24 protein-coding genes and 2 rRNA genes (1 of these 26 only partly in view) are annotated in these 25,564 nt (G+C 64.4%); 16 read left to right on the top strand and 10 right to left on the bottom strand.

The genetic code is table 11. The annotated features are described in order from the left end of the window. Positions 1–959: ribosomal RNA gene (locus LZC95_28965) — 23S ribosomal RNA — on the top strand; it begins 2,003 nt to the left of the window's first position. 135 nt (positions 960–1,094) lie between these two features. Next, a 5S ribosomal RNA gene (rrf, locus tag LZC95_28960) occupies positions 1,095–1,211 on the top strand. 77 nt (positions 1,212–1,288) lie between these two features. On the opposite strand, the gene LZC95_28955 is transcribed toward rrf, so the two are convergent. Then, entirely contained in the window at positions 1,289–1,561 is a 273-nt protein-coding gene (locus tag LZC95_28955) for a hypothetical protein (GenBank protein WXA90478.1), read from the bottom strand. Between the two features lie 21 nt (positions 1,562–1,582). Here LZC95_28955 and LZC95_28950 point away from each other — a divergent pair, with 21 nt between their 5' ends. From LZC95_28950 to LZC95_28925, 6 genes are all read left to right on the top strand, one after another. Continuing rightward, on the top strand, positions 1,583–2,359 hold the full coding sequence (locus tag LZC95_28950) for a LysR substrate-binding domain-containing protein (GenBank protein ID WXA90477.1): 777 nt from the start codon (positions 1,583–1,585) through the stop codon (positions 2,357–2,359). 30 nt (positions 2,360–2,389) lie between these two features. Continuing rightward, positions 2,390–3,214, top strand: a complete 825-nt coding sequence (locus LZC95_28945; GenBank protein ID WXA90476.1) for a helix-turn-helix domain-containing protein — start codon at positions 2,390–2,392, stop codon at positions 3,212–3,214. 43 nt (positions 3,215–3,257) lie between these two features. Then, on the top strand, positions 3,258–4,085 hold the full coding sequence (locus LZC95_28940) for an SAM-dependent methyltransferase (GenBank protein WXA90475.1): 828 nt from the start codon (positions 3,258–3,260) through the stop codon (positions 4,083–4,085). A gap of 117 nt (positions 4,086–4,202) precedes the next feature. Next, the gene (locus LZC95_28935; protein ID WXA90474.1) at positions 4,203–5,204 is read left to right on the top strand and encodes a hypothetical protein; all 1,002 of its coding nucleotides are present in this window, start codon (positions 4,203–4,205) and stop codon (positions 5,202–5,204) included. 179 nt (positions 5,205–5,383) lie between these two features. Then, positions 5,384–5,971 (top strand): hypothetical protein, encoded by a 588-nt coding sequence (locus LZC95_28930; protein ID WXA90473.1) that lies wholly within the window; start codon positions 5,384–5,386, stop codon positions 5,969–5,971. Positions 5,972–5,981: 10 nt separating this feature from the next. After that, the gene (locus tag LZC95_28925) at positions 5,982–6,608 is read left to right on the top strand and encodes a glutathione S-transferase domain-containing protein (GenBank protein ID WXA90472.1); all 627 of its coding nucleotides are present in this window, start codon (positions 5,982–5,984) and stop codon (positions 6,606–6,608) included. A gap of 39 nt (positions 6,609–6,647) precedes the next feature. Here LZC95_28925 and LZC95_28920 read toward each other — a convergent pair whose 3' ends face one another. After that, complete coding sequence (locus LZC95_28920) at positions 6,648–6,980, bottom strand: beta/gamma crystallin family protein (GenBank protein ID WXA90471.1); 333 nt, start codon at positions 6,978–6,980, stop codon at positions 6,648–6,650. A 166-nt stretch (positions 6,981–7,146) separates the two neighbouring features. On the opposite strand from LZC95_28920, the gene LZC95_28915 reads away from it, so the two are divergent. Continuing rightward, positions 7,147–9,453 carry a DUF5110 domain-containing protein gene (locus LZC95_28915; protein ID WXA90470.1) on the top strand — a complete coding sequence of 769 codons (2,307 nt, stop codon included), beginning with the start codon at positions 7,147–7,149 and terminating at the stop codon, positions 9,451–9,453. Here LZC95_28915 and LZC95_28910 read toward each other — a convergent pair. Both LZC95_28910 and LZC95_28905 read right to left on the bottom strand, forming a co-directional pair. After that, a complete protein-coding gene (locus LZC95_28910; GenBank protein ID WXA90469.1) occupies positions 9,442–10,221 on the bottom strand; it encodes a M28 family peptidase in 780 nt (259 codons plus the stop codon). The genes LZC95_28915 and LZC95_28910 overlap by 12 nt on opposite strands. Before the next feature lie 175 nt (positions 10,222–10,396). Further along, positions 10,397–11,467 carry a hypothetical protein gene (locus LZC95_28905; protein WXA90468.1) on the bottom strand — a complete coding sequence of 357 codons (1,071 nt, stop codon included), beginning with the start codon at positions 11,465–11,467 and terminating at the stop codon, positions 10,397–10,399. Between the two features lie 409 nt (positions 11,468–11,876). On the opposite strand from LZC95_28905, the gene LZC95_28900 reads away from it, so the two are divergent. Beyond that, positions 11,877–12,530 carry a TetR/AcrR family transcriptional regulator C-terminal domain-containing protein gene (locus LZC95_28900; GenBank protein ID WXA90467.1) on the top strand — a complete coding sequence of 218 codons (654 nt, stop codon included), beginning with the start codon at positions 11,877–11,879 and terminating at the stop codon, positions 12,528–12,530. On the opposite strand, the gene pruA is transcribed toward LZC95_28900, so the two are convergent. Then, positions 12,506–14,140 carry an L-glutamate gamma-semialdehyde dehydrogenase gene (gene pruA, locus LZC95_28895; protein WXA90466.1) on the bottom strand — a complete coding sequence of 545 codons (1,635 nt, stop codon included), beginning with the start codon at positions 14,138–14,140 and terminating at the stop codon, positions 12,506–12,508. The two genes, LZC95_28900 and pruA, sit on opposite strands and share 25 nt — an antisense overlap. 144 nt (positions 14,141–14,284) lie before the next feature. Between pruA and LZC95_28890 the strand changes: the two genes are divergently transcribed. The 4 genes from LZC95_28890 (at position 14,285) to LZC95_28875 (ending at position 18,658) form a co-directional block, all read left to right on the top strand. Next, positions 14,285–15,487 (top strand): MFS transporter, encoded by a 1,203-nt coding sequence (locus LZC95_28890; protein WXB00236.1) that lies wholly within the window; start codon positions 14,285–14,287, stop codon positions 15,485–15,487. 107 nt (positions 15,488–15,594) lie between these two features. After that, on the top strand, positions 15,595–16,077 hold the full coding sequence (locus LZC95_28885; GenBank protein WXA90465.1) for a hypothetical protein: 483 nt from the start codon (positions 15,595–15,597) through the stop codon (positions 16,075–16,077). 33 nt (positions 16,078–16,110) lie between these two features. Further along, positions 16,111–17,826 (top strand): oligopeptide:H+ symporter, encoded by a 1,716-nt coding sequence (locus tag LZC95_28880; GenBank protein WXA90464.1) that lies wholly within the window; start codon positions 16,111–16,113, stop codon positions 17,824–17,826. Positions 17,827–18,115: 289 nt separating this feature from the next. Next, positions 18,116–18,658 (top strand): cytochrome P460 family protein, encoded by a 543-nt coding sequence (locus tag LZC95_28875; GenBank protein ID WXA90463.1) that lies wholly within the window; start codon positions 18,116–18,118, stop codon positions 18,656–18,658. Here the strand turns inward: LZC95_28875 and LZC95_28870 are convergent. Beyond that, positions 18,619–19,779 (bottom strand): MFS transporter, encoded by a 1,161-nt coding sequence (locus tag LZC95_28870; protein WXA90462.1) that lies wholly within the window; start codon positions 19,777–19,779, stop codon positions 18,619–18,621. The two genes, LZC95_28875 and LZC95_28870, sit on opposite strands and share 40 nt — an antisense overlap. Continuing rightward, entirely contained in the window at positions 19,776–21,377 is a 1,602-nt protein-coding gene (locus LZC95_28865) for a DUF3459 domain-containing protein (protein ID WXA90461.1), read from the bottom strand. Before LZC95_28865 ends, LZC95_28870 begins: the two co-directional genes overlap by 4 nt. 67 nt (positions 21,378–21,444) lie before the next feature. Here LZC95_28865 and LZC95_28860 point away from each other — a divergent pair, with 67 nt between their 5' ends. Further along, positions 21,445–22,530, top strand: coding sequence for a LacI family DNA-binding transcriptional regulator (locus LZC95_28860; protein WXA90460.1), 1,086 nt, complete (start codon positions 21,445–21,447; stop codon positions 22,528–22,530). 15 nt (positions 22,531–22,545) lie between these two features. On the opposite strand, the gene LZC95_28855 is transcribed toward LZC95_28860, so the two are convergent. The 3 genes from LZC95_28855 to LZC95_28845 are packed head-to-tail and all read right to left on the bottom strand — an operon-like array spanning position 22,546 to position 25,105. Then, positions 22,546–22,944 carry an amino acid-binding protein gene (locus LZC95_28855; GenBank protein WXA90459.1) on the bottom strand — a complete coding sequence of 133 codons (399 nt, stop codon included), beginning with the start codon at positions 22,942–22,944 and terminating at the stop codon, positions 22,546–22,548. 60 nt (positions 22,945–23,004) lie between these two features. Then, positions 23,005–23,781 carry an SDR family oxidoreductase gene (locus LZC95_28850; protein ID WXA90458.1) on the bottom strand — a complete coding sequence of 259 codons (777 nt, stop codon included), beginning with the start codon at positions 23,779–23,781 and terminating at the stop codon, positions 23,005–23,007. A gap of 34 nt (positions 23,782–23,815) precedes the next feature. Further along, positions 23,816–25,105: an MFS transporter gene (locus tag LZC95_28845; protein WXA90457.1), complete on the bottom strand. Its 1,290-nt coding sequence runs from the start codon at positions 25,103–25,105 to the stop codon at positions 23,816–23,818. Here LZC95_28845 and LZC95_28840 point away from each other — a divergent pair. Further along, positions 25,089–25,562, top strand: a complete 474-nt coding sequence (locus tag LZC95_28840) for an Lrp/AsnC family transcriptional regulator (protein ID WXA90456.1) — start codon at positions 25,089–25,091, stop codon at positions 25,560–25,562. The genes LZC95_28845 and LZC95_28840 overlap by 17 nt on opposite strands. Positions 25,563–25,564 lie beyond the last annotated feature (2 nt).

Raw genomic sequence — 25,564 nt, 5'->3', positions numbered from 1 at the left:
CTTGTCGGGTAAGTTCCGACCTGCACGAATGGCATAACAACATCCGCGCTGTCTCGACCAGGGACTCAGCGAAATTGTATTGGGGGTGAAGATACCCTCTACCCGCGGCAAGACGGAAAGACCCCATGAACCTTTACTGCAACTTGGCAGTGAGTTTCGGGACATTCTGCGTAGGATAGGTGGGAGACTTTGAAGTCGGGCCTCTGGGTTCGATGGAGTCACCGTTGAAATACCACCCTGGATGTTCTGGGATTCTAACCTGCGCCCATAACCTGGGCGGGGGACACTGCCTGGCGGGCAGTTTGACTGGGGCGGTCGCCTCCTAAATCGTAACGGAGGCGTGCGAAGGTTCCCTCAGCCTGATTGGAAACCAGGCGTAGAGTGCAAACGCACAAGGGAGCTTAACTGCGAGACCGACAGGTCGAGCAGGTGCGAAAGCAGGCGTTAGTGATCCGGTGGTCCCGAATGGAAGGGCCATCGCTTATCGGATAAAAGGTACTCTGGGGATAACAGGCTGATCACTCCTGAGAGTTCACATCGGCGGAGTGGTTTGGCACCTCGATGTCGGCCCATCGCATCCTGGGGCTGGAGCAGGTCCCAAGGGTTCGGCTGTTCGCCGATTAAAGCGGTACGCGAGCTGGGTTTAAAACGTCGTGAGACAGTTTGGTCCCTATCTGCCGTGGGCGAAGGATACTTGAGAGGAGCTGACCATAGTACGAGAGGACCTGGTTGGACGCACCTCTAGTGAGCCAGTTGTCACGCCAGTGGCACAGCTGGGTAGCTATGTGCGGAACGGATAACCGCTGAAAGCATCTAAGCGGGAAGCCGGCCTCAAGACAAGGTATCCCAGGCGCAAGCCTCTAAAGACCCCTTGTAGACGACAAGGTTGATAGGCTGGGGATGGAAGTCACGTAAGTGGCGGAGTCGACCAGTACTAATAGGTCGTGCGGCTTAACCATGTCTCTAAGGCAACAATTGAGTTCGCGCCCAGGATTGGGTTTGCGAAGCTTGTTTCGCCTAGCACCCGTTTCGAAGAAAAGACGATCTTTTCACTGAGCAACAGACACGCTCTGGAAACGTGGACACCCACAGTTTCCGGTGGTGATCTCGAAGAGGCCACACCCGATCCCATCCCGAACTCGGAAGTTAAGCTCTTCGGAGCCGATGGTACTGCACGGGAAGCCGTGTGGGAGAGTAGGACGCCGCCGGGATTATCTTACGAAGGCTCGAGTCGATTACGACTCGGGCCTTTCTTTTTTTTGTCTTTGGATATTCGTCCAACTGCGGTTTAGCCCCTTCTTTTCCCATTCCAGTTTAGCCAATCGCCGGGCCTTGCGACTTCGACGTCGATTCCGCGGCGCGATGCTGCGGCGACGAGGGCCGCCTCTGGATTCGGCAATTCGCTGTATCCCTCGGCGCCGTTGACGCCGTAATGGATCGGCACGATCAACTTGGCGCCGAGAATGATGGCGGCCGCGACGGCTTGGTCCGGTGTCAGCACGCTGGAGATTTCGGCGGGGCGGCGCTCGAATTGGGATGCACGCAGTCGCGAATCAGTCACGCTCTCGCGGAAATCGAGGACGTGCTGGGCCTGCGCCTGTTCGAGCGCTCACGAACGGGCGCGCGGCCCACGGAGGCAGGTGCCAACGTGATCTCCAAGGCGCGGGAGGCTCTCGATGTGCTCGATGCCATCGGCATCGCGAGCGAGAACCATGTGCTGCGCGGCACGGTGCGTATCGGCGCATACCGGAGCGTGGCAACCCATCTTCTCACGCCGCTCGTGCATGCCCTCGGCAAGCGGCATCCTGCGCTTCGCATCGAGATCGATGATGCCTGCGACGAGCGCGAGGCGGTGGAGCGCGCGGTTCGCGATGGCCGTGTGGATCTCGGGATTGCGCATCTTCCGGTGGCCTCGGGCTTCACCGTCACGCCATTCGCCGAGGACGACTATGTCGTCGTCGTTACGAGCCAGCACACCCCGCGCAGTACGCCCGCGATGTGGACGCAGCTGGCGAACTTGCCCTTCCTCGAGCTGAAATGTTCGGGCGCACGCCGTGCGTTGGAGACCTGCCGGGCATCGGGGATGACGAACCGTTCCGCATCGTCGTTCTCATCCGAGTCCACGATTTTGGCGCAAATCGTTACGCGCGCCGGATTTTCCATCCTGCCCCGGCTTGCCATCGAGCCGCTGCCCAAAGGGCTCACCGTGGTGCCCCTCCCGTCGTCGGCGGTGCGCTCGCTGGCGATGATCCGTCGAAGCGATCGCCGAGGCACCCTCGTGCGCATCGTCGCCGTCGAGCTGCGAACCGCCCTGGGACGCACCCACCTCGCCGCAAGCCACTTCGTCCGCCCGGCCTGATGGCCATTTATGTGCGAAACTAGTGTTCGCATGAGGGCGAGCGCGCAGATTCATCGTCCCATGGGGCCGCTGGCGGATTTCGTCGAGTGCATTTGGCTCTGGCAGACGGACACCGCGTGCGGGCGCAAGGAGCGGGTGCTCCCGTCCGGTACGCTCGACATCGTCGTCCACCTCGGGGACGAGCCGTTGCGCGTGTACCATCGCACGGAGCCCGAACGGGTTTCCTCGTATCCCGGCATCATGATCGCAGGGGCGCACTCGGGCTATTTCGTGATCGACCCGCCGCCGCGGGGGGCCGTCCTCGGTGTCCATTTCAAACCGGGTGGCGCGTTTCCCTTCCTCGGCGTGCAGGCCGGGGATCTCGAAGATGCGCATGCGAACCTGGAGGCCGTCTGGGGCCATCGGGCACGGCGGCTTCGGGAGCGCTTGCTCGAGACCACGACCGACGCGGAACGCGTTCGATGCACCGAAGCTTTCCTGCTCGAAGGAGCGGTGCGCGCGCTCGAGCGGCATCCGGACGTGGCCGACGCCCTCGCGGCCATCGAGGGGGCGAAGATCTCCAGTGTGGCCGAGCTTCGTGCGCGAACGGGGATCTCGGCCAAGCGGCTCATCGCGCTCTTTCACGACCAGGTCGGGATCGGCCCGAAGGCCTTGTGGCGCATTCGCCGTTTCCAGGCTGCGCTCCGGCAGATCGAGTGCGCGCAGGCGTCGCGTGGCGCGGAGATTGCGGGCCGGCTCGGGTACTTCGATCAAGCGCACATGCTTCGCGACTTTCGCGACTTCACGGGGATGAGTCCACGCGCGTACCTCCTCGCCGGCTCGGATCGGCCGAACCACGTTCCGCATCCCGGGTAAAAATATCCAATACCCACCGGGGGCGCGCCTCCATGCTCCAGGCATGACGAACAAGGCTGAAGTCCTGAATCCCGTTGCCATCACTGGATTGCTCGTCGCCGCGATGCGGGCCGACGAATCGACACGCCCCGATCGGCTCTTCGAGGATCCCTTTGCAGCGATTCTCGCGGGCGAACGCGGAAAAGATGCACTGGCAACGTATCGAGCGGCGGTGGGGCCGTCCATTCCCATCATCGAGGTGCGAACGCGTTTCTACGACGAAGGGCTCGAACGTGCAGCGGACGATGGCATCCGTCAGGTCGTGCTGGTGGCGGCAGGCGCGGATGCCCGTGCGTACCGTTTGCGCTGGCACTCCGGCACGCGGGTGTTCGAGCTCGATCAGCCGGCGGTGCTCGCGTACAAGGCGGCCGTGTTGGCGGGCTCCGAGCCCACCTGCGAGCGGGTGCCCGTGCCCGTGGATCTCGCCAAAGACTTTTCGGGCGCGCTTCGTGGTGCGGGGTTCGACTCGAATCGGCGCACCGCATGGGTCGTCGAGGGGCTCTTGCAGTACCTCGAGGAGCCCACGGTGAAGCTTCTCTTCGAGCGCATCGACGCCCTCTCCGCGGCGGGCTCGGTGGTCCTCTACGACGCCGTCGGTCGTGCCGCACTCCGTGCACCGCAACTTCAGGGCGCGCTCACCATGATGAAAGAGCTCGGCGCGCCATGGATTTTCGGCTCCGACGAGCCGGCGTCGCTGCTGCCGCGGTGGAACGTCCAAGCCATCGACCCGGGCGACATCGGCAGGCCACTCGGCCGCTGGCCCATTCCGGCGCCACCGCCGAACACGCCCGCGAGGCCGCTCGGCTACCTGCTCGAGGCGCGCAAAGCCTAGTCGTGCGGCGCGAGCCACGATTCTTCTCGAGCCGTGACGGAACGGACCTCGATGCCACAAGACGTGGTGGAAACGAGGTGACGGATGATTCGTGCGTGGTGCATTCGAGGTGCGGGCATGATCGCCCTTGGCGTGGTTGGCTGCTCGTCCACCCATGATGTGGACCCAAAGCTCGACGAGAGCGACGTCCGAACTCCGAGCGGCGTGCTCGTCGATGGAGGCAGCACCGATCTGGACTCCGGGACGTCGTGTCAGCCCGGGCCGGGAAATCCAGACGCGGGACCGAGCGTCGACGCGGGACCGGTCGTCGATGCGGGGCCGAAACCCGACGCCGGCCCCGCCGATTCGGGCGTGTTTTGCCATGGAACGGCGTTTTCACTCGCACTCACGATTCCCATGCCCTCGAACTACGTGCTCGCGGGATTCGCCGCGGGGGGCTACGAGCCCGGGCTCGTGTTCGTGACCAATGCGAGCCCGCCCCTGGCCCTCGCGCATCCGATCTCGCGGCTCGTGGTCGGCGACATGAGCCTGCCGAGCTACGGCTCGCCGAAGGAGACGCTGTACAAGCCGCAAGCAAAGACCGTCGCCATCGTGGGGCCAGAAGGTGCAACCTGGCTTTCCCCGTGGCGGCTCATGGAAGGCGCCCCGTACCGTATGGTGAGCGGTTCGGATGGTCCGAATGTCCAGGATCAGACGTACAACCTTCCGACACTCGGTGCGGACACGGTCCTTTCGGCCAGCGACGGGCGCAGCAGCGACTCGCAGGCCGTGCGTGTTGGACCCGAGGTTTACGTGTGGTCGCACGACACGTACTCCTGGACACGCGTGGCGTTGCTCGGTACCGATTCATCGGGGTGGAGAGGGCTCGCCATCGTTCAGCCGGCCGAAGGCAACTCCATCACGGGGCGCTACATCTTCACGCAGGCCAAGGTGACGGCGGGCGGGGCGGGCATCGTCGAGCAACATTGGCCAAACGCGCTTCCGAGCAGTGCGGGCGCTCCCACCGTGGTGGCGCCGGTGACCGACGCCATCCCGGTTGGCGTCCGCGCCAATGGTTGTGAGCTTTACGCCATTCGAGGAACGCCCGGCTCCCTCTCGGTGCTCGTCTTCCGGCGTTGAGCACGGGCCGCGTGAAGGACACCTGGGGGACGAAATATCCGCAGTGTCGAGCCTTCACCCGTGGACGCATGCGAGCATCACGCGCGCGTTCGGCGTGATTTCCCGCTGCTTGCCGCGCGCCGCGCATGTGTGTGCGGCTGCGCGGTTGCGGCGATCTCCATGGATCGGCGGTTGCACCCATGGCGTGGATGAGCGCTGGCACACCGCAGATCGTTTTCCTGAGCTCCGACCATTTGGAGCTCGATGGGAACGATGAGCGCACCGAGGTGTACCCTTCCTTCTCGAGCATCACGGTCATCGGTGCGCCACGGCCAGCGATGCGACCGCCGCCACCCGGGGCCGCGTTGCCCGTGTACTCGCCGCCGTCATGGGTGCAGCCGCCGGAGCCGACGGCCCCCGTGGCGGCGCAGGTGTTGCCGTCGACATGGACCTGGGTCACGGCCTTTGCGGCCATGGGCATTTCGTGCGGGTTGCTCGTGATGGGCGTCGTTCGCAGCAACGAGCACGGCCCGCGTGCCACGGCGTCGGCGAATGCCGCATCCGTGCAGCGCCTCGCGCCGCCGCTGCAAGCGCGCCCGCTACCGTCGATTGGGGTGGTCATGCCGGAGGGCGTCACGCCGACCCCAGCGGGACGCAGGCTCGACGAACCCCACAAGCCGCTGGCTTCGTCGCCTCGACCGAAAAAAAGGGAGCGCGGCATCGACAACGGGCGCACGGCGTATGCGAATCTCTCGGACGAGCAGCTGCAACGCATGCTCGCGCCCTGAGGAGAACGTCATGGTCACCAAGCCCGTCATCGTCGGTCGTTCGAGCTCGCACTTCACGCGCGTCGCACGCATTTTCGCGGCGGAGTTGAACGTCGATTGCGACTTTCGGGTGGTGCAAAACCTCATGGCGTCGGACCCATCGGACTACGGCGGCAATCCCGCGCTGAAGATGCCCACGCTTCTCACCTCGCAGGGCGCATGGTTCGGTGCTCTGCCGATATGCCGCGAGCTCGCGCGGCAATCGAGCTTGCGCCCGCGCATCGTGTGGCCCGAGGATCTCGACACGCCGCTGCTTTCCAATGCGCAGGAGCTAACGTTGCAGGCCATGGCCACGGGCGTCGCGCTCACCTTGGGCAAGGTGAGCGGCGTACCGGAGGAGAATGCTCATCGCATCAAGATGCAGCAAAGCCTTCTCGGCACGATGGCATGGCTCGACATGCACGTCGCCGAATTATCCCGCGCCCTCCCCGTGGACCGAGACTTCTCTTTCCTGGAGGTGACGCTCTTTTGCGCCGTCACCCATTTCGAATTTCGTGCGGTCGTGGCCATTTCCTCGTACCCCGCGTTGAAGGCCTTCGCCGAGTCGTTCTCCGTGCGTCCATCTGCAAGCGCCACGAATTATCGATTCGATCCGTGAGCTCGGGGCTCTCGTTTCGATGTACCGGCGCGGCTCGGATCAGAACCGAATCGACGAGATCCGATCGGCCCAGCCGAAGTCGTTCAGGTTGGGGATGTCACACGTGAATCGACGGGAGGCGCCTCGGCAGTCTTCGTGCTCGTAGACCGTGATGTCGCCGTTGCATGCGATGGACTCCACGCGGTCGTTCACGGAGTCGGGCACGTTGGCGCACTTCCCCTCGCGCTCGGTGCGCTGTTCGCGCTGCCCGCGGAAGCTGGGGTCCGTGTACACGGTGACGGTTCGGTCTTCGTCGTCCAGATGGATGGTGCACGCCATGAGCGAGAAGGCCGCCAAGAAGAGGCAAAGGATGTTCGAAAGGGTGATTTTCACGGTGTTCACTCCGATTTTCAGCATGTGTGCCCAGGTCGTGGCGGTCCGTTCAATCATTCTTACGAGGTCATGAATTGACAGGCCCAGCGGACCCGGCGTAGTTAAACGAAAGAGAACGAAAGTAATCGATGTGAAACGAAAGAGCTGAGGTCCGAGGAGGCTTACAATGCGCACCAAGTTTGCGGCACCATGTCTGGTTATCGTGCTGGGGTCGTTCGCCTGTCAATCACCGCCAGCCGCGGAGTCGGCGGTGGCGCACGGTGACGCTTTGACGACGACGTTGGGCGATCTCTCGTCGATCGTGCGGCAGGGCAATGCGTTCGTGCTCTCCGCCGGCGCCCATAAGGTGCGCGTTCGGTTTCTGCAGCCCGACGTCTTTCGTCTGGAGCTCGCGCCCGGCGGCACGTTTTCCGATCCGGTGGCCGGCAAGGTGCTGTCTCGCACCGACTTTGGCGCGGTGACTGCCTCGTATTCCGATGCGGGGGCGTACTATCGCATCGAGTCGAATGCGCTCGTGCTTCGTGCGTACAAAAAGCCCCTGACGTTTGCGCTCTACGAGAAGGACAACAAGACGCTCGTCTGGAAGGAGCAATCGGGGCTGGCGTGGGACGAGCAGGGGACGGAGCAAAAGCTCGTCCGCGGCTCCGACGAGCAATTCTACGGTGGCGGGCTCCGTCTCGGTGCGTGGGCCTTGCGCGATCAGGTGGTGCCCATTCGGGTCTTCAACACCTGGAAGGAATTCGACAACGCGAGCCCGGCGCCCTTTTACATGAGCACCGCAGGCTACGGCGTCGTCCGCAACACATGGGCGCGCGGCCTTTACGATTTTGGCTCCACGGTTTCCACGCACCACGAAGAGAAGCGATTCGATGCCGTGTATTTCGCCGGAGGCAGCCTCAAAGAGGTCTTGGACCGGTACACGGACGTCACGGGCAAACCGTTTCTCGCGCCGATGTTCGGATTCGAAATGGGCAATGCGGATTGCTGGAGTACGTACAATACCGATCCGGAGCAAGGTCCGGTCAACCGGCCCGGGCACCTCAAGACGCCCGACGTTCTTGCCTATTCGAAGGCCGCCCGTGAGAACGATATGCCGTCAGGTTGGTTCTTGCCCAACGACGGCTACGGTTGCGGGTACGAAGATTTGGCACCCACCGTCGCATCGCTCCACGAAAAGGGATTTTACACCGGGCTTTGGACCAGCACGGGCCTCGCGAACGTCGAATGGGAGGTGGGCACGGTAGGGACGCGCGCCATCAAGACGGACGTCGCGTGGATTGGCGACGGATACGAATTTGCTTTCAAAGGCGTGGAGCAGGCGGTCGCGGGCATCGAGAAAAATAGCGATGCGCGGCGCTTCATTTGGACCGTGGACGGGTGGGCGGGAACGCAGCGCAATGCGGTGGTGTGGACCGGCGACACGCGCGGCGATTGGAACGATATGCGCTGGCACGTGCCGGCCATCACCGGCGCCGGATTGTCGGCGCTCAATTATGCGAGCGGCGACGTCGACGGGATTTACGCGGGCAGCCCCGACACGTACAGCCGCGATTTGCAGTGGAAGGCGTTTCTTCCCGTTCTCATGAGCATGTCGGGATGGGGCGCGGTGAATCCGGAAACCGGATATCGCGACAAGCAGCCTTGGCGCTTCGACGAGGCCCACAAGGCCATTCATCGCAAATACCTGAAATTGCGCGAGCGGCTGTTGCCGTACCTTTATACGATGAGCCGCGTGGCCCACGAGACGGGGGTTCCGAGTACGCGGGCGCTGGTGCTGGAGTATCCCAAGGATCCGAAGGTGCGCGACAACACCACGAGCCAGGAGTTCATGGCCGGTGATGCCTTCTTGGTGGCCCCGGTGACCGAGAATGCAACCACGCGCAGTGGGATTTACCTGCCCGCGGACACATGGATCGATTATTGGACGGGCGCGGTTCGCAAGGGGCCGGTGACCGTGGACAATTACCCGGCGCCGCTCGATACGTTGCCGCTGTTCGTGCGCGCGGGTTCCATCGTGCCGATGTGGCCGCAGAAGCTGCACTTCCGCGAGCCATCGACGGGGCCGTTCACCTTCGATATTTACCCGCCTGCCCAGGGGCAGCGTTCCTCGTTCACGCTTTACGAGGACGACGGTCTCTCGCGCCAATACATCGATGGCAAGTTCGCCAAACAACGCATCGTGGTCGACGTCTCGTCGAACGGCGGCATCCTCGTCTCTTTGGGCGCAAGCCAAGGGGATTACGCGGGAAAGCCCGAGAGCCGCCATTACGAGCTGACCCTGCACACCGCGTCGTCCGCCACCCGCGTCGACATGGGCGGCACACCGCTCACGCGCCACCGCTCGAAGGCCGCCTACGACGCAGCCCCCGAAGGCTGGTACTTCGATGCCTCCGATCGCGGCGGCCTCCTCTCCGTCAAGACACCCGACCTGCGCCTCGACACCGCCTCGACGGTATCCATCTCACGCCGGTGAGCGCGTAGCCAACACGGCCACGAGGACGTCCGTCACGCCCTGCATGAAGCGATAATCAAGCGTGTCCGGCGTATCGGTCGCCCGATGGTAATTCGGATTGCGAAAATTGCCGGTATCCGTCCAAAGCACCGCAGGGATACCGGCATTCCAGAAGGGAAAATGGTCGCTCCGCGTCAAATCGGGAATGAGCTTGTGCAAGGGCCCCCAAGTCTTCGCGCCGACGAGACGCAACCCCGGTGCATCCGGTGAGGCGATCACTCGATCGACGACGGCATTGGAAGGGCCCTTCGCAATGAGCCCGAGGAAATCGGGTATTTTCAGGCCCGACGGGACCCACGGAAGGGGGAGTCGTGCGGGGGGATCCGACGTCGTTGCTCGAAAGCCCACCATTTCGAGCACGTGCACGAGCCGGATCGGGCAAGGGAGCTCCGATGAGCCCCGATTCACGAAATCGCGGCTACCGAGCAGCCCGTCCTCCTCGCCATTGAAGGCGATGAACCCCACCGGGAACCCACCCTGGGCGAGTAGGCGCGCGCACTCGAGCATGACCGCCAGGCCGCTTGCGTTGTCGTCGGCGCCTGGACTTCCCGCGACGCTGTCGTAATGGGCGGCCACGAACGTCACCGGCCCCTCCACGGGGGGTAGTGCGATCACATTTCGGTAGCGACCCTGGTAGCGCGCACGAAGGCCGCACCGTTCGAAGGCTGCTCCGAGTTCGTCGCCGACCCGAGCATTCGCGCGCGCGTTCGCGAACATGTGCCGTGGCACGGCCAGATGCTCCACCCAGCGCCGGAGCCGCGACTCGTCCGCGGGCGAGCGCCGGTCTCGCGGCCTGCGGCTCGCTGCGCCGTACGTCTCGTTCTCGGATCCACATGATGAACTTACATCATAAGCTTACGATGTAAGTGCATCAAGCGGAACCGTTCGGTCAACGATGGGGGCGTTACTTCGTGTCCTGAATTCGCTTTTGAATCATCACTCCTGCCTGCGAGACCGCGAGGCAGTAGAGTGCGTGTACGATCCAAACCAGCGTAGGCCCGATGTCCGTGGTCACGCGGGGTTCGTTGGGGCGATCGTCCACACGGTGCCAGCCGTATCCCACGTTTCGGTCGATATCCCAATCCTGGGCCCACACGCGCCCATCCGTACCTTCGGCGCTCACGGCGATATGCTCGTGTCCGTCGAGGCCAACGAATGACGCCAAAAACGGCTGGCTTCGAATCCTCGCACCAGGGTCACGCTGATTCCAGGTGCTCCACGCACCGTCCGATTCTCGGCGGGCGGCGTAGTAAACGCCCTCGTTCGTTCCGCGGTGTGCGACGACGAGCGCGTCGACGCCATCGCTGTTGTTGTGGGCGGCGGCGGCCCCCACGGCGGAGAGCGTGCGAGCCCCGCCCGGCGGCTCGTCCCAATTGGCCCAGCGACTTCCGTTATCACTGGCCGAGATGGCAATGCGCTCGTTGTCGCGCATCCCGAGGAGATACAAATAGCGCTCCGAGGCCGCGACCGTTGGCGATTCGGTGGTCCGGAAGTGCTGCGTATCGCTGCCTGGAACCCGTTGCCACGCCGTCCAACCTTGGGAGGTGAGGAAGCTGTACCAAATATCCCCGCCCTCGCCAGTATGGAATACGTAAAGCGTATTGTGGAATACGACCGCTGCGGGGGCGGCGTCCGTCCGGCCTCCGTGCGGATGCCGTGTGAAATCCTGACCGTTGGCGGAGAACCAGATGGTGCGGTCATCGCCGCGAACGAAGTACCACTCGCGCCCTCCCCAATTGGCAGCGGCGACCGAGCGGTGCGTGCGTGCGTTCCTGCTGACTTGATTCCATTGATCCGAGGGGTTGGCAGCCGAGGAATCCGTGGCTTCCGAGTCCGCGGCTTCTTCGGAGGTGGCGTCCTCCGCATGAACCGGCAGGCTCGTGGTAGCCGTGATGAGGCTCGCCGCGGTCACGAGCGTTAGGGCGCGCTTCAGCGACGAAATCGTGGAATACCCAAACAGATTCTTCCATGCCATCTTGCTTACTCCTTGTACGAACCCTCATTTGCGAGACGCACGCGCGAGCTTCTTGGTGCGCACTTCGAAGGAAATGCCCATTCCTGCGAAATGCGTAATCAACCTATGCTCGGTTCGCGGGCCAGCGGTGCTTGCCATTGCGATCCTACGGAGTTGCCCGCGAGCGAAGCTACGTTGGGGTTTTTCTTCCCGTGGAAGAAGGTCTTTTGCACGTTCTGTATTCGATGTAAGGATCAAGAACGGCTCGTGTCGCTAGCCGCGAAGTTGACTAAATAACAAACGGTATTCGTGACGACGATCCGGTCGGAAGGGCCGCTTGGCCATACCGGTGAAGAATGGCTCCGAATACACGAGAAGTCATCATGGACTTACGTTATAAGCTTATGATGTAAGTACAGCGAGTTTACCCATGAAAGCCCGCAGCAAGCACACTCCCCTGTCGCGCGAACGCATCCTGAGCACGGCGCTCTCCATTCTGGATCGGGAGGGGCTGGAGGCGATTTCCATGCGTCGCGTGGGCGACGAGTTGGGCGTCGAGGCGATGTCGCTCTACAACCACGTCGCGAACAAGGCGGCGATGCTCGATGGGATCTTCGAGACGATCCTGCGCGAGCTTCCCGCACCGGCGCGGTCGTCGTCCTGGCGTTCGGCCCTGCGCAAGCGTGCGCGTGAGCTTCGCCAGGTTTTGCGCGCGCACCCGCACGCGCTGCCCATCTTTGCCACGCGGCCCGCGGTCACACCTGCATCGCTCGCCCACGTGGAGTCGGTGCTCGAGGTGCTTCGCCGTGCCGGGTTTTCACCGCGGCGTGCCCTGGGCGCGCTGCAGGTACTCGCGGCGTACGTCGTGGGGCACACCATCGCGACGCGCTCTCCACGAAAGCCGGACGAAGATGCGCGACCGGCGTACGAGCGGCTCAGCGAGGAGCACTTTCCGCGGGTTCGTGAGGCGGCGCGGGTGCTTGCGAACTACGATGAGACGAAGGAGTTCGAGCTCGGCCTCGAGGCCATGCTGACAGGCCTCGAGGCGGCCCGTCGCGGTCACTCCTCCGACATGGAGGGGTAGGGGACCGCGGTGGGGGGGACGAAGGTCTCTTTGATGACGCGGGGGCTGGCCCAGCGCAGGAGGTTGTAGGCGCTGCCGGCTTTGTCGTTGGTGCCCGAGGCGCGGGAGCCACCGAAGGGCTGCTGGCCGACGACGGCACCGGTGGGCTTGTCGTTGATGTAGAAGTTGCCAGCGGCCTGACGCAGCCGCGTCGTTGCCTTGGCAACGGCTGCGCGATCGCGGGAGAAAATGGCACCGGTGAGGCCGTAGGGGCTGGTGCGGTCGACCAAATCGAGGGCGGTGTCGAAGCCTTCGCCGGCGTCGTCGTAGACATAGACGCCGAGCACCGGGCCGAAGAGCTCCTCGGCCAACAGCGGGTGGCCCGGATCGGAAAGCTCGACCAAGGTCGGGCCGCAGAACCAGCCTTTCTCACGCGACCAGCCGTCGCCGGCGAGGATCTTCGCCTTGGGATCGTTCGCGAGGCGCTCGCGCCAGCCGGACAGGCGCGTCCAGGCGCGCTCGTTGATCACGGCGCCCATCAAGTTGCGGAAGTCGGTCACGTCGCCCATGCGAATTTGCTTGATGTGGTCGAGCGCCAAGTCCCGCACCTTCGGCCAGATCGAACGCGGGATGTACGCGCGCGACGCGGCGGAGCACTTTTGTCCCTGGAACTCGAAGGCGCCGCGCACCAGGCCCACGGCCAGCGCTTCGACCTCGGCGGAGGCGTGCGCGAGCACGAAGTCCTTGCCGCCGGTTTCGCCGACGAGGCGCGGGTAGGTGCGGTAGCGCGCCACGTTTTCACCGACGGTGCGCCAGATGGATTGGAACACCGTGGTCGACCCGGTGAAGTGCACACCCGCGAGCTCGGGACGCGCGAGGCACGTACCTGCGATGCTGGCGCCGTTGCCGTAGACGACGTTGATGACGCCGGGCGGCAAGCCCGCGGCCTCGAAAAGACGCATCGTGTGGTACGCGGCGAGGCTCTGGTTCTCCGCGGGCTTCCACACGACCACGTTGCCCATGAGCGCGCACGCCGAGGGAAGGTTCCCCGCGATGGCCGTGAAGTTGAACGGCGTGATGGCCAGCACGAAACCCTCGAGCGGGCGCAGCTCGAGCGCGTTGGAAATGCCGGGCGACGAGAGGGGCTGCTCGGCCAACCTCGAGGCGTACGCCACGTTGAAGCGCAGAAAGTCGATGAGCTCGCAGGCGGCATCGATCTCGGCCTGGTACGCGGTTTTGCTCTGGCCGAGCATGGTGGCGGCGTTGAGAACCGAACGCCATGGGCCTGCCAGCAACTCCGCCGCACGCGTGAAGATGCGGGCTCGCTCCTCCAACGGCGTCGCGGCCCATGCGGGCGCGGCCGCGAGCGCTGCGTCAATGGCTTTGGTGGCGACAGCGGCCCCGCCATCGTGGCACGTGGCGAGGAGAAGGCCGTGGTCGTGCGGTGCACGAACCTCGTAAGCCTCCCCATCCCGCAGCTCCTTGCCGGAGACGACGTGCGGCACGTCGGGCCGCTCCTTCGCCATGCTGGCCAGCCGGGCCTTCAACGCGGCACGTTCGGCCGAGCCTGGCGCATAGTTGAGCACCGGTTCGTTGGCGGGGAGGGGTCTCGGTAGCGGCGCGTCGAGCATGCGGGGACCGTAATCCGAACTTGGGCCATTGGCTACTAGGGCGAGCCCCTTCCGAGGCGGCCCCGTGCAAAATAGTAGCATTGCTCCAATCTATTGGCCGATGTTCCATCAAGCGAGACAACGTCGGGCATCCTGGCCGTGAGCATGATTCCCCCTGCGCTGCGTGAGATGCGGTTTGCGGCATATTGGTGCGCAATTGTCATCTCGCTTTCCGGCCACGTGATGGGCATGGTCGTGCGCGGCTGGCTCGTCAACGAATTGACACATTCGTCCGTGTGGCTCGGCGGCGTCTACGCCATGGTCGGCTTGCCGGGGCTCGTTCTCGGCCCATTCGCGGGGGCGCTGGTCGATCGCGTGGACCGGGGCAAGGTGTTGCTCGTCACCCAAGCCCTGCACGGGCTCAACGCATTGCTCTTGGCGATCGCCATCCTCACCGGCGTCATCTCCCCGCCGCTGCTTCTCCTCTTTGCCCTGATGGCGGGCTCCATCGGGAGCTTCGACTGGACGGTGCGGCTGGCCATCGTCCCCAAGTTGGTGCGGCCGGAATCGCTGGATAGCGCCGTCGCGCTTTCGTCGGGCGCGTGGATTCTTGCGGGTGTGCTCGGGCCGGCGCTTGCGGGCGTGCTCTTACCGCGCATCGGTGCCGCGGGTTGCTTCTTCGTCACGTCGGTGGCGTTCGTTCCTTCGGTGCTCACCGCGTTTCGCAGGACGGCGATCCCTCCCGAGCCATCGAAGCCCGGGGACTCGTGGCTGCAGAGCACCGTCGAGGGATACCGCTACATCCTGGGGCGCCGGCTTTTGCGCACCCTTCTCCTATTGGAGGGCATTCCCGTCGTCTTTGGGCTGCCGTTCACCACGTTGTTTCCGATTCTTGCCGAGGGCGCGGGCGCGGGTTCGAAGGAAGAGACCCTCGGCCTTTTGCATGGCGCGCTCGGGGTCGGTGCGATCCTGGGGGCCACCCTCTCTTCGATCAGCCTTCGAACGGCGAGGCGCGGGCGAGCGCTCCTCGTGTCGGCAGGAGCCTTTGGTGCGGGGTTGATGACCTTTGCCGTCTCGAAGCCGTTTCTCGTGGTGCTCGCCCTGCTCGTGGCCATCGGCGTGATGGAATCGATCTTTTCGACGCTCAACGCCACCTTGGTTCAACGCATCACCGACGAGGCGTACCGCGGGCGCGTCATGAGCGTCTACAACTTGCCCTGGGGAATCACGCCGGTGGGTGGCCTTTCCCTCGGACTGGTCGCCAAGGCCTTCGATCCAGGGGTGGCGATCGCCCTTCACGGGAGCCTCATCGCGCTCCTCGTGGTGGGGATCGCCGCCGCAAGCCCCGAATTGCGCCGCACGACGTAAAAGGGAAGCTTTTCTTCTCGCGACCCACGCGTCAGGGGGGCGCATTGCAAAGAGCGCGTTTTCGAGCGCCGCAAGGGGCAGGTCCGGATCCTGCTGATGCGTCGGCCATGCGACTCCGCCTTGCTTGTCTTCCTTTTTTCATGCTCCTCGGTTGCGGCGAATCCGGCTCCACGCCGACGGGGGTCGATGCCGGCGCAGACCCGTGCGTGGTGCATACCAACGACGGCCCCACCATCCAGGAAGCCATCGTCATGGGCGAAACACCCGCCGCACGTGGCGGGGAGATCCAGGACGGCGTCTACCACCTCACGGCGTACACCACGTACATCACGCGGCCGCAAAATGGCGCGCCCGATACGTTGAGTGAAACGCTGGTGGTCCAGGCAGGGGTGATGCGCTCTTCCGGACGGCGCGATGGACGCGACTATTTCCGTGCGTACGCCTACACCTTGGCGTCCGATACGAAGCTTTCCTTCAGGGATCGTTGCGCCGACGCGTTCCAAGGCGACACGGGGGAGGAGTTCACCGCAACACCGGGTCAGTTGCTCCGCATCGTTGGCGATCACGTCTATACGTACGATCGTCGCTGACGGGCTGGAAGCCTGCCTTTATAACGGCGGAACATGCCTTCCGCGTCGGCCGCTCGCCCCCACGATGAATTTCTCGGCCACCCCAAGGGGCTCTTCGTCTGCTTCTTCACCGAGATGTGGGAGCGTTTTTCGTTCTACGGAATGAAGGCACTGCTGCTGCTGTACCTCCTCAAGTTCCACCTGTTCGGGGACGATGCGGGGTACGACGTCCTCGGGGCGTACGGCGGCTTGGTGTACGCCGTACCGGTCCTGGGCGGCCTCCTCGCCGATCGGTACTTGGGAATGCGCAAGGCCGTGGTGTTCGGCGGCATTCTCCTGGTGCTCGGCCATGCAGGCATGGCCTACGAAGGTCACCAAGCGCGCCTGGTGAACGGCGTCGTCCAGCGCGACGAGGCGGCGTTGCAGGTGTTTTACCTGTCGCTGGCGCTCATCATCATGGGCGTCGGCTTCCTCAAACCGAACATCTCCACCATCGTCGGAAAGCTCTATCCCAAAGACGATCCGCGCCGCGATTCGGGTTTTACCGTCTTTTATGCCGGCATCAACGTGGGGGCGTTGCTCTCGTCGCTCATTTGCGCCTTTCTCGGGGAGACCTACGGCTGGAAATACGGCTTTGGTGCAGCCGGCTTGGGAATGCTCGCGGGGCTGTGCGTCTTCCTCTGGGGACAGAAATACCTCGAAGGCCACGCCGAACCGCGGGATCCGGCAAAGCTGCGTGAGCGCATCGGCCCGGTGAGCCGGGAGTGGGCCATTTACCTGGGGGCCTCGCTGGGGGTGCTGCTCGTCTGGCAATTGATCCAGCGCACGTGGACGGTGCATGGGACGATGCATGTCATCGCCGCACTGTTTCTCGTGTGGTTCGTGTGGTTCATCGCCACCAAGTGCACCAAGGTCGAACGCGAGCAAATGTTGGCGCTGGCCACGCTCATGGTCGGGGTGTTGATCTTCCTGACCATGTACGAGCAGACCTACGGCTCGTGGGTCACGTTCACCGATCGGCTCATGACGAAAGACCTGTTCGCGGTAAAGCGCGGAACGCCGTCGTTGCCGTGGGCCATCTTTTCCTTGGGGGCGAGCCCGCCATTGATGGTCGCGGCCCTCGCCGCGAGCGATCGCGGTCGCCCGCTGGTCTCGAAAGCGCTGGGCGCGACCATGGTGGCCGGCCTTGCCGTGGCCACCGTGCATGACATCGTGCTCGTTCCGCAGACGGCGGGGTCGCTTACCTTTTTGGGGCCGTTCTTCGTCGTGCTTTTCACGCCGCTCTTTTCCTGGCTATGGCCATGGTTGGAGCTCCGCGGACTCAATCCGAGCAAGCCCGCCAAAATGGCCACCGGCCTCGGCCTCGCCGGTCTCGCGTTCTTGCCGATGCTGGCGGCCGTGCATTCGACGCGTCCCGAGCAGCCAGCCAGCGTGTGGTGGCTCGCGCTCGGGTACGCGGTGCTCGAGGTGGGCGAAATAGCGGTCATGCCCATTGGCCTATCCGCCGTCACGCAATTGTCCGTGGGCAGGGTCGTGGGGGTCATGATGGGCGCCTTTTGGCTCGCCACCGCGTATGCCGAGGTGCTGTCGGCGCGGTTCGGAAAGCTTGCCTCCATCGATGTGTCCGATGGCGCGGCAATGGATTGGACCACCGCCGCCGCGAAGTATGGCGACCTCTTTCGTCTCATGGCCTACGTGGGTGTAGCCGCCGGTGTGTTGTATTTCGTGCTGACACCGTGGATTCGACGTGCGATGCACGGAGCGAAATAAGAATACCCCTTAGGGTATGTGGCTGACTTCGCTGTTGGTATACCTGGATCACCAGCTCCATCGCCGTGGATCGAACAACGCTCGTTGCGGCCAACGCAAGAATGGTTCACACGATCCGACAACGCTCCGCGTTGTTGGCATATGCGGTGCTTGACACCGTCGTGTGAGACTACCTATTGCGAGGCAATCGCGCGGCAAACCATCCCGCGCGACGAGGACGAATGCGCATGCATCCGCCCTCGTCGTATGCGGACTGCTTTTGGATTGTAGTTCCTATGACGAGAACGCTTTGTCACCGTTGTACGATGAACACCGCGATCGCGGCGGTCCGCCAACGACCACCGACGCGGGGGCCATCGATCCCAAGTCCCCGGGGTCGGAAGAGTATTTCAATTCATGGTTTCGAGACGGAAACTACAAGTCGCACCCGGCCTTCACCAAAGTGACGTCGGCGCCGTATCCTTCGGCGGTCACGGCGGGCTCCAAAATCGAGGTGTACGTTACCGGGCCGTTGGATGGGCCCTATTCGAGGATTAGCCCCGACCGGAGCGGTTCGAACGCGGTCATGGTGCCGCGCACGATCATCGTGCGGGAGGTTCTCGATGCGAATGGCAAGCTCACCAAGATTACCGTGATGGCCAAAGGGCTCGATGGGTACAATCCTGCATTGGGTGATTGGTATTTCGGGGAATTCGATCCTCGAGGCAACGTGCTTTTGGATGCGAAGGGCAAACCGCGGACGGGAAAGCTCACCGATTGCTATGGATGTCACCTGCCGCGCGCCAAAGATGCCTACCTGTTCGGGGTGCCGGACAGCGCACGCGCACGCTGAGTCTGTTCGACGAGGAGCCATGCCGCGGCCACGAGGGGGACGACGAGCCAATACGCATTGGCGATTCCAAGGCCATCGGCCGCGGCACCGAGGGCCAAGGGCGCGCTGAAGGCCCCGACCCCTGCGGCGAGCGATGCGCGTGAGGCGGCCGCATCGCGCGCATCGCCTGCGGCGCCCAATGCGAGCGACAGGGCGAGAGGCCATAGGTTGGCGACGCCCACGCCGGTGAGCAAGAGGCCCACGAGGGCAAACGATGCAACGGGGCCGAGACGAAAGAGCAAAAAGCCGGCGACGGTGGTGAGAAGGGCGAGCTTCAACAGCGCGCGCGGTTTCGCGCCCTGGAGAAGGAGGCGCGTGCCAGCCCCCCGGCCGGCGAGCATTCCGATGAGAAAGAGGCTGGCGGCGGTGGCGGCGGACGCTGCGGAAAACCCGGCGGCGTCGCGAAGGTACGTCGAGGCCCATGCGGCCATGGAAAACTCGATGCAGTCGACGAGGACGAGAATGGCCCAGAACGTCCAGAACTCGAGCCCGAGGCCGTTCGCGCGTGGGACTCGCTCCGCATCGTTCGCGCGGGGCTCGGGAAGGCGCATCCGGCGAAGTGCGAAAAGCGCGCCCGCACCCACCGCCGCGGGCAGAACGAACGCGGCCCGCCAGCTCGTTGCGCTGGCGAGCCATCCGACGAGCAACGGCGCCGCGGCACCCGCCGCACTGGCCACGAGGTTTGCCTCGGTGAGCGCGGTGGCCTGGTGGGCGCCGTGAATTTCGCTGAGCACCGTGGACGTCATCGAGAGCGTGCCGCCACCGAAGATGCCCATGGCCAAGGCGCCCGCGATGGTGACGGACGCGTGGGTGCCCGACGCGATGACCAAGCCTCCGCCGCCAAGGCCGACGATGCCCAACCAAAACGTGGCCCGGCGGCCGAGCACCCCTGCGACGCGATCGACCAAGCTGCCCGAGAAAATCAGGCCCACCGCGAACGCCGTGAAATGAAGGCTGCTCACGGTGTACGAAATGGCGAGCTCGCCGCGGAGCAGGGGAAGGGCGGGGCCCATGGCGCACGTCAGGTAATTGAAATAGCCGAGGCCTGCGTACATCAGCCATGTGGCGGGGCCTCGGGTCACGACCGATGGACCCATTCGAGGACGCACGCTTCGTGGGCGCGAAGCCGCAGCGCCGAGCACGTGCCCGTGCGATCCATCGCGCTGGAGAGCCGCACGACGCCGACGGTCCCCGGCGGCAACGGCATGTCGAGGGTGCCGTCCGTGGTGTTGAGCGCGACCAGAAAGCGTTCCTCGTGCAGAACACGCGAGAACGCGATGATGCCCGGGGGACCTTGGATGCAGCGAAGGCTCCCGTCCCGCAGGGCAGGGCGCGCGCGGCGCAGGGTGAGCAGGGCTTTCGTGAGCGCGAGCATCGAGCGGGGATCCTGCCGCTGGTCCTCCACGTTCACGGTCTCGAGGCCATCGCCGACCGGAAGCCACGGGACGGCGTGTTCCGGACAGAAGCCCGCGGTGGGGCCGCCGTTCCAGCGCATCGGCGTTCGTGCGGGATCGCGACCGCCGCCCGGCAGTGCGGCCGACCATGGATCCTGGATCCGCTCGGGCGGGATGGGCACGTTGGGCATGCCGAGTTCGTCGCCGTAATAGACGACGGGGGCTCCGCGCAACGTGAGCAAGAGCACCATGGCGGCACGTGCCTGCGCGACGCCGAGGCGTGTGGCAGGCCGCGGCACGTCGTGGTTGCCGAGGACCCAATTGGGAACGGCGCCTTCGGGGACGGCGGCGTCGTAGTCGGTGATGAATCGCTCGAGCGCGGCCGACTGCCACGGTAGAAACAGCAGCCAAAAATTGAAGGGAAGGTGCAGCACGTCCAGCTGCCCCGCGGTCCCGTAATATCGAACCAGCACGTCGATGGGCAAACGCGATTCGACCTCGCCGAGCAGGATGCGGGCGCCGGGATAGCCGTCGACCACACGTCGCAGCCCGCGCATGATGTCGACGACGCCCCACTGATTGAGTTGGTATTTGGCCAGCGGGTGATCGTACCAGCCCTTGTCGTCGACGGGCTCGTCGCGGAGGGCTTCGTCTTTGAGCAGGTAATCGATCATATCGACACGGAAGCCGTCGATGCCGCGATCCAGCCAGAAGCGCATGATCTCCGCCATGGCCTCGCGCACATTGGGATTGCGCCAATTCAAATCGGGTTGGGCCGCGAAAAACGAGTGCATGTAATACTGCCCAGTGGCCTCGTCCAAAGTCCACGCCGAGCCGCCGGTAACCGCCCGCCAGTTGTTGGGCGGGCCACCGTCCTTGGCGGGATCGGCCCAAATGTACCAATTCCGCCTAGCGGCGGTGCGCGATGCGCGCGACTCGAGAAACCATGGATGGTGCCGCGACGTGTGGTTCGGGACCAAGTCGACGAGTACGCGCAGGCCGAGCCTTTTGGCGCGTGCGACGAGTGCATCGAAGTCGTCGAGGTTGCCGAAAAGAGGGTCGACGTCTCGAAAATCGATGATGTCGTAGCCACCGTCTTCGTGCGCGGACGGGTAGAAGGGGGAAAGCCAAATGGCGTCCACGCCCAGGTCGGCCAAGTAGGGCAGCCGCGAGGTGATGCCCGGCAGATCCCCGACGCCGTCGCCGTTCGAGTCGGCAAAAGAGCGCGGATACACTTGGTAAATCACGGCCGATCGCCACCAGTCGTGGCCGGTGTCGCAGGGCATGGGTCCTCCTTCTTGAACGTTTAAGTCTTGAACGTTTAAGACGTAGTGAGTAAACCCAGAAGCGTCAATGGACAAGAAACGCATTCCCGATCGACGGCCGACTTTGAGGGACGTGGCAGCGGCACTGGGGGTGACCACCACCACGGTGTCCAACGCCTACAACCGGCCCGACCAACTTTCGGCCGCGTTGCGCGAAAGCGTTCTCCAAGCAGCGGCGAAACTGGGTTACGCCGGGCCCGATCCCGCGGCCCGCAGTTTGCGGCGTGGTCGCAACGTGGCCGTCGGCGTGGTGTACGCCGATCCGCTGTCGTACGCCTTCGCCGATCCGGCGTTCGTGCTGTTTTTGCAGGGGCTCGCCAGTGCGGTGGAGGAGCTCGGCGTCAGCCTCACCCTGATGCCGGGCACCCCGCGCGAGGATCCGGCCACGTCACCGGTGATGACGGCCATCGTCGACGCTTTCGTGGTCTATTCGATGGCCGACGATGATCCCCTCTTTTGCGCGGCGCAGGATCGGCGTTTGCCGATGATTCGCGTCGATGCACCCGTGCTGGATGGCCGTCTGCTCGTGTCGATCGACGATCGCGGCGGTGCCGAGGCGGCGGCCGAGCACCTGCTCGGTCTCGGTCACGAGTCCATCGGTGTGATCAGCTGCGAATTGACCTCTCAGGTTCGCCCCGGTCCGGTCACCCTGGCCGTGCAAGGGGAGGCGACGCATCACATTTCGCGCGCGCGGTTGGCGGGTTACGCGGCGGCGTGTGGTGCGCGTTGGTCCGGCGTGCCCGTGTTCGAGTCGGCGCGCAACTCGGAGGCGGGCGGCGCGGAAGCGGCGCGATGGCTCCTCGATCGAAAGCCGCGCCCCACGGCGCTTCTCGCCATGAGCGATCGCCTCGCCTTGGGCGCCATGGCCGTTGCCCGGGAGCGCGGTCTCCGCGTTCCCGAGGATCTATCCATCGTGGGCTTCGACGACGTTCCGGCGGCGGCATCGTCGAGTCCTGGCCTGACCAGCGTGCGCCAGCCTCACGCCGAAAAAGGCCGTGCGGCCGGGCAGTTGGTCATGGCGGCGCTCTCGGGGCGGCGCATCAAGCAGCCCGCGCAGCTGGCGACGGAGCTCGTGGTTCGTGGCAGCACGGCACGTCGTCGCAAACGGGGTTAGAGCCGACTGTTGCTTTTAGCGAGTTGCGCGTTCGCGCATCCATGCCTCGGAGACCTGGCGGCCGCGTTCGATGTCGTCGACGACGAGGATCAATTGATTGGCGTGGTCGCTGTAGAGGATCTCGATGTTCACGCCGGCATCGGCCATGCGGCGGGTGATGGCGCCGAGTTGGCCGGGGACCTCTTGGGCGAGGCGTTGAACGAGCACTTCGCGGTCCCACACGATCTCGAGCCCTGCGGCTTCCAGCGCGGCTCGGGCAGCGGCGCCGTCTTCGACGAGAAAATGCGCGATGCGTTGGCCATCCACGGTGAACATGCCGCCGCCCTCGACGCTGACCCCCGCGCGGCCGAGGGTTTCTCCAAAAAGGGCGAGGGCATCGATGCGGTTCGGAAGGCGAATGGCGAGGTCTCTCATGCTGCCCAAGGTAGCGCGTTTCGCAGCGCGGACGATTCGACACGCATCGAATCGTTGCTCTTACGATTCGGGATCGCGGGCGAGGACGCTGCGACCGCCATCGATGGGGACGGTCGCGCCGTTGATGAAGCTCGCATCGCTCGAGAGCAGGTACGCGATGGCCGCTGCGACTTCGTCTGCGCGTGCGACGCGCCCCAAGGGGTGGAGCTCGCGCATCTCGCGCTCGATGCGTGCGGCGCCTTCGGGCGTCTGTCGAGCGAGAAAATCCGCGTAGCGTTCCGTCGAGACGGAGCCGGGCGCGACTGCGTTGACCCGAATGCCGTGAGGGCCATATTCCACGGCCAGAGCGCGCGTGAGTCCTTCGATGGCCGCCTTTGCCGTGACATAGGGCAGACAGCCTCGTACGGCTTGCCGCGCTTGATGGGACGAGACGTTGACGATGGCGCCTTCGCTCTTGGCCGCAAGAAAGCGCCGCACGGCGGTCGTGCATCCCACGATGGTGGGCGCCAGGTTGGTGGCGATGAGATCGAGCACGACCCCGGGTGGCGACGTGTGCACGGACGCATCGCGAAACAAGGCCGCGTTGTTGACCCAACCCGTGAGTGTGCCGACACCTTCGGCAAGGTCCGCCGCCTGTTCCGCGACCCGCTCCTCCGCTGCGCTGCCCGCGAGCGGTATCAATCGATGTTTCGCGGGATGATGCGCAAGCCAAGCCAGCGCCGATGCGTCCAGCTCGAGCACCACCACGTACCCGCCGTCGCGAACGAGCCGCTCCACGACGGCTTTACCAATGCCGCGCGCTCCACCGGTGACCACGTAGGACAGGTTTTGCATCATTCATTTCTAGCCCAAATCGGAACGATGGCCCGGGCTACGTGCGCGGGTGCCAGGCGCTGGCCATGGTCGCCGTCAATGCCAAGGCCATGGCTGCGTAGGCGGCAGTCGCAAATCCGTAGGTGGAATACAAGGGGCCGAAACTGGCGGTGCCCGTGGATACCGCCAGGTAGGTGACCGCACTGTTCAGACCCAAAATCGTGCCCCGTTGGGCCGAGTCGATTGCGGTCAGGCGCACGATCAATAGGTTGACGCCGAAATGGTTGGCGAGACCCAATGACGCCAGCACGACGAGCATGGCGCCAAAGCTGCTGCTGGCCAAAGCGAGGAGAAAGTAGATAGCCGAGACTGCGAGGAGGACGATGGGTAACAATCGCCGTGCCCCGATACGGTGGACCATGCCGTCGAACAGAGGGGCGCTTCCGAAACCAATGCCGTAAACCAGTGCGGCAAGACCATTGGCGCTCACCGGTTGGCCAAGGCCATGGCGGAGGTGGTCCCCGAGGTAACCGTAGATGCCATAAAAGGCCGTCATGAACGCGAAGCAGCCAAAGAGCAGCGGCTTGATGCCGAGCAAACCCAGTGCCGAAAGTGGCATGGGCGCCGAACGCGCGGCCGCCTCCTCGCGAGGGAGCATCCACGATAGTGCCGCCACGGCGAACACTGCCAGCAGAGCGACAGCCCCATAAACGGCACGCCAGTGGATGAAATCCGCAAGAACCGCGGACAGTGAGACCCCCGCGACCATGCTGAGCGTCCAGCCGATCAGCACGACGCCGATGGTCCTGCTCTCACGACCCGGCGGGGCCATGGCCGCGGCGCCCGCATAGATCGCGGGGAGGGCGACGCCCGAAGCCATTCCGGCGACGAGCTGCGCTGCGACGAGGGCTGCCACGACCGGCGCGACTGCGCTGAGAAGCAAGGCAACCGCCAGCGAGCCCAAGGCAAGTCTCAGCATGCGGCGGGGCCCAAATCGGTCGATATACCGGGCGAGGAACAGGGCACTTGCGGCCGTTCCGAGGCCGAATGCGGCTGCCGCCATCATCACCGTCGGTACGGCTGCACCGAGCGAACGCGATACCTCCGGCGCGATCGGCCCCAGCACGAGCGAGTTCGAACCGATCACACCGACGCAGCCGGTCAGTACATAGGCCGCGCGCGGAATGGGTTCCGCCGTCACATCATTTCCCTGGCCTGCATGAATCCATCTTTCGCGCGCCGTCATGATGGCCGAATATAATTCGGAGAAATCAGGAGACAGCGAGATGGCCAAAGAAACAGATAGAATTAGGCAGAACCAGGTTTCGTCGGTGGACCTCGACACCACGGACCGAAGATTATTAGGCGTCCTGGTCGAGGATGCGACCCTGAGCTATGCCGAACTCGGCGAGCGTGTCGCGCTTTCGGCGCCCGCTGCGCACGAGCGGGTCAAGCGATTGCGCCGCTCGGGCGTGATTCGCCGGACGGCGGCCCTGCTCGACCCCAAGGCGGTGCGCAAGCCGCTGCTTGCCTTCGTCCACATGGATACCAAGGGGTGGGGTAAGACGCCGCAGCTGATGATGATTTCGGAGTATCCCGAGGTCGAGGAGATCCATTCGGTTGCGGGCGATACGTCCGTGCTGCTGAAGGTGCGGACCGAAGACACGCGCGCGCTGGAAAGCCTGCTTTCCCATTTGTACGAGATTCCCGGCGTGGTCACGACCCGCACCTATGTCGTGCTGTCCACCTACCTCGAGCGGCCCGTGCAACCTGGCATCACACGAGAGTGGCCGGTTGCTCGATAGCC

Source organism: Sorangiineae bacterium MSr12523 (assembly GCA_037157775.1).
Lineage (GTDB): Bacteria > Myxococcota_A > Polyangia > Polyangiales > Polyangiaceae > Pendulispora > Pendulispora brunnea.
Note: the sequence above shows the minus strand (reverse complement) of the source record. Positions and strands in the feature narration are given on the sequence as shown.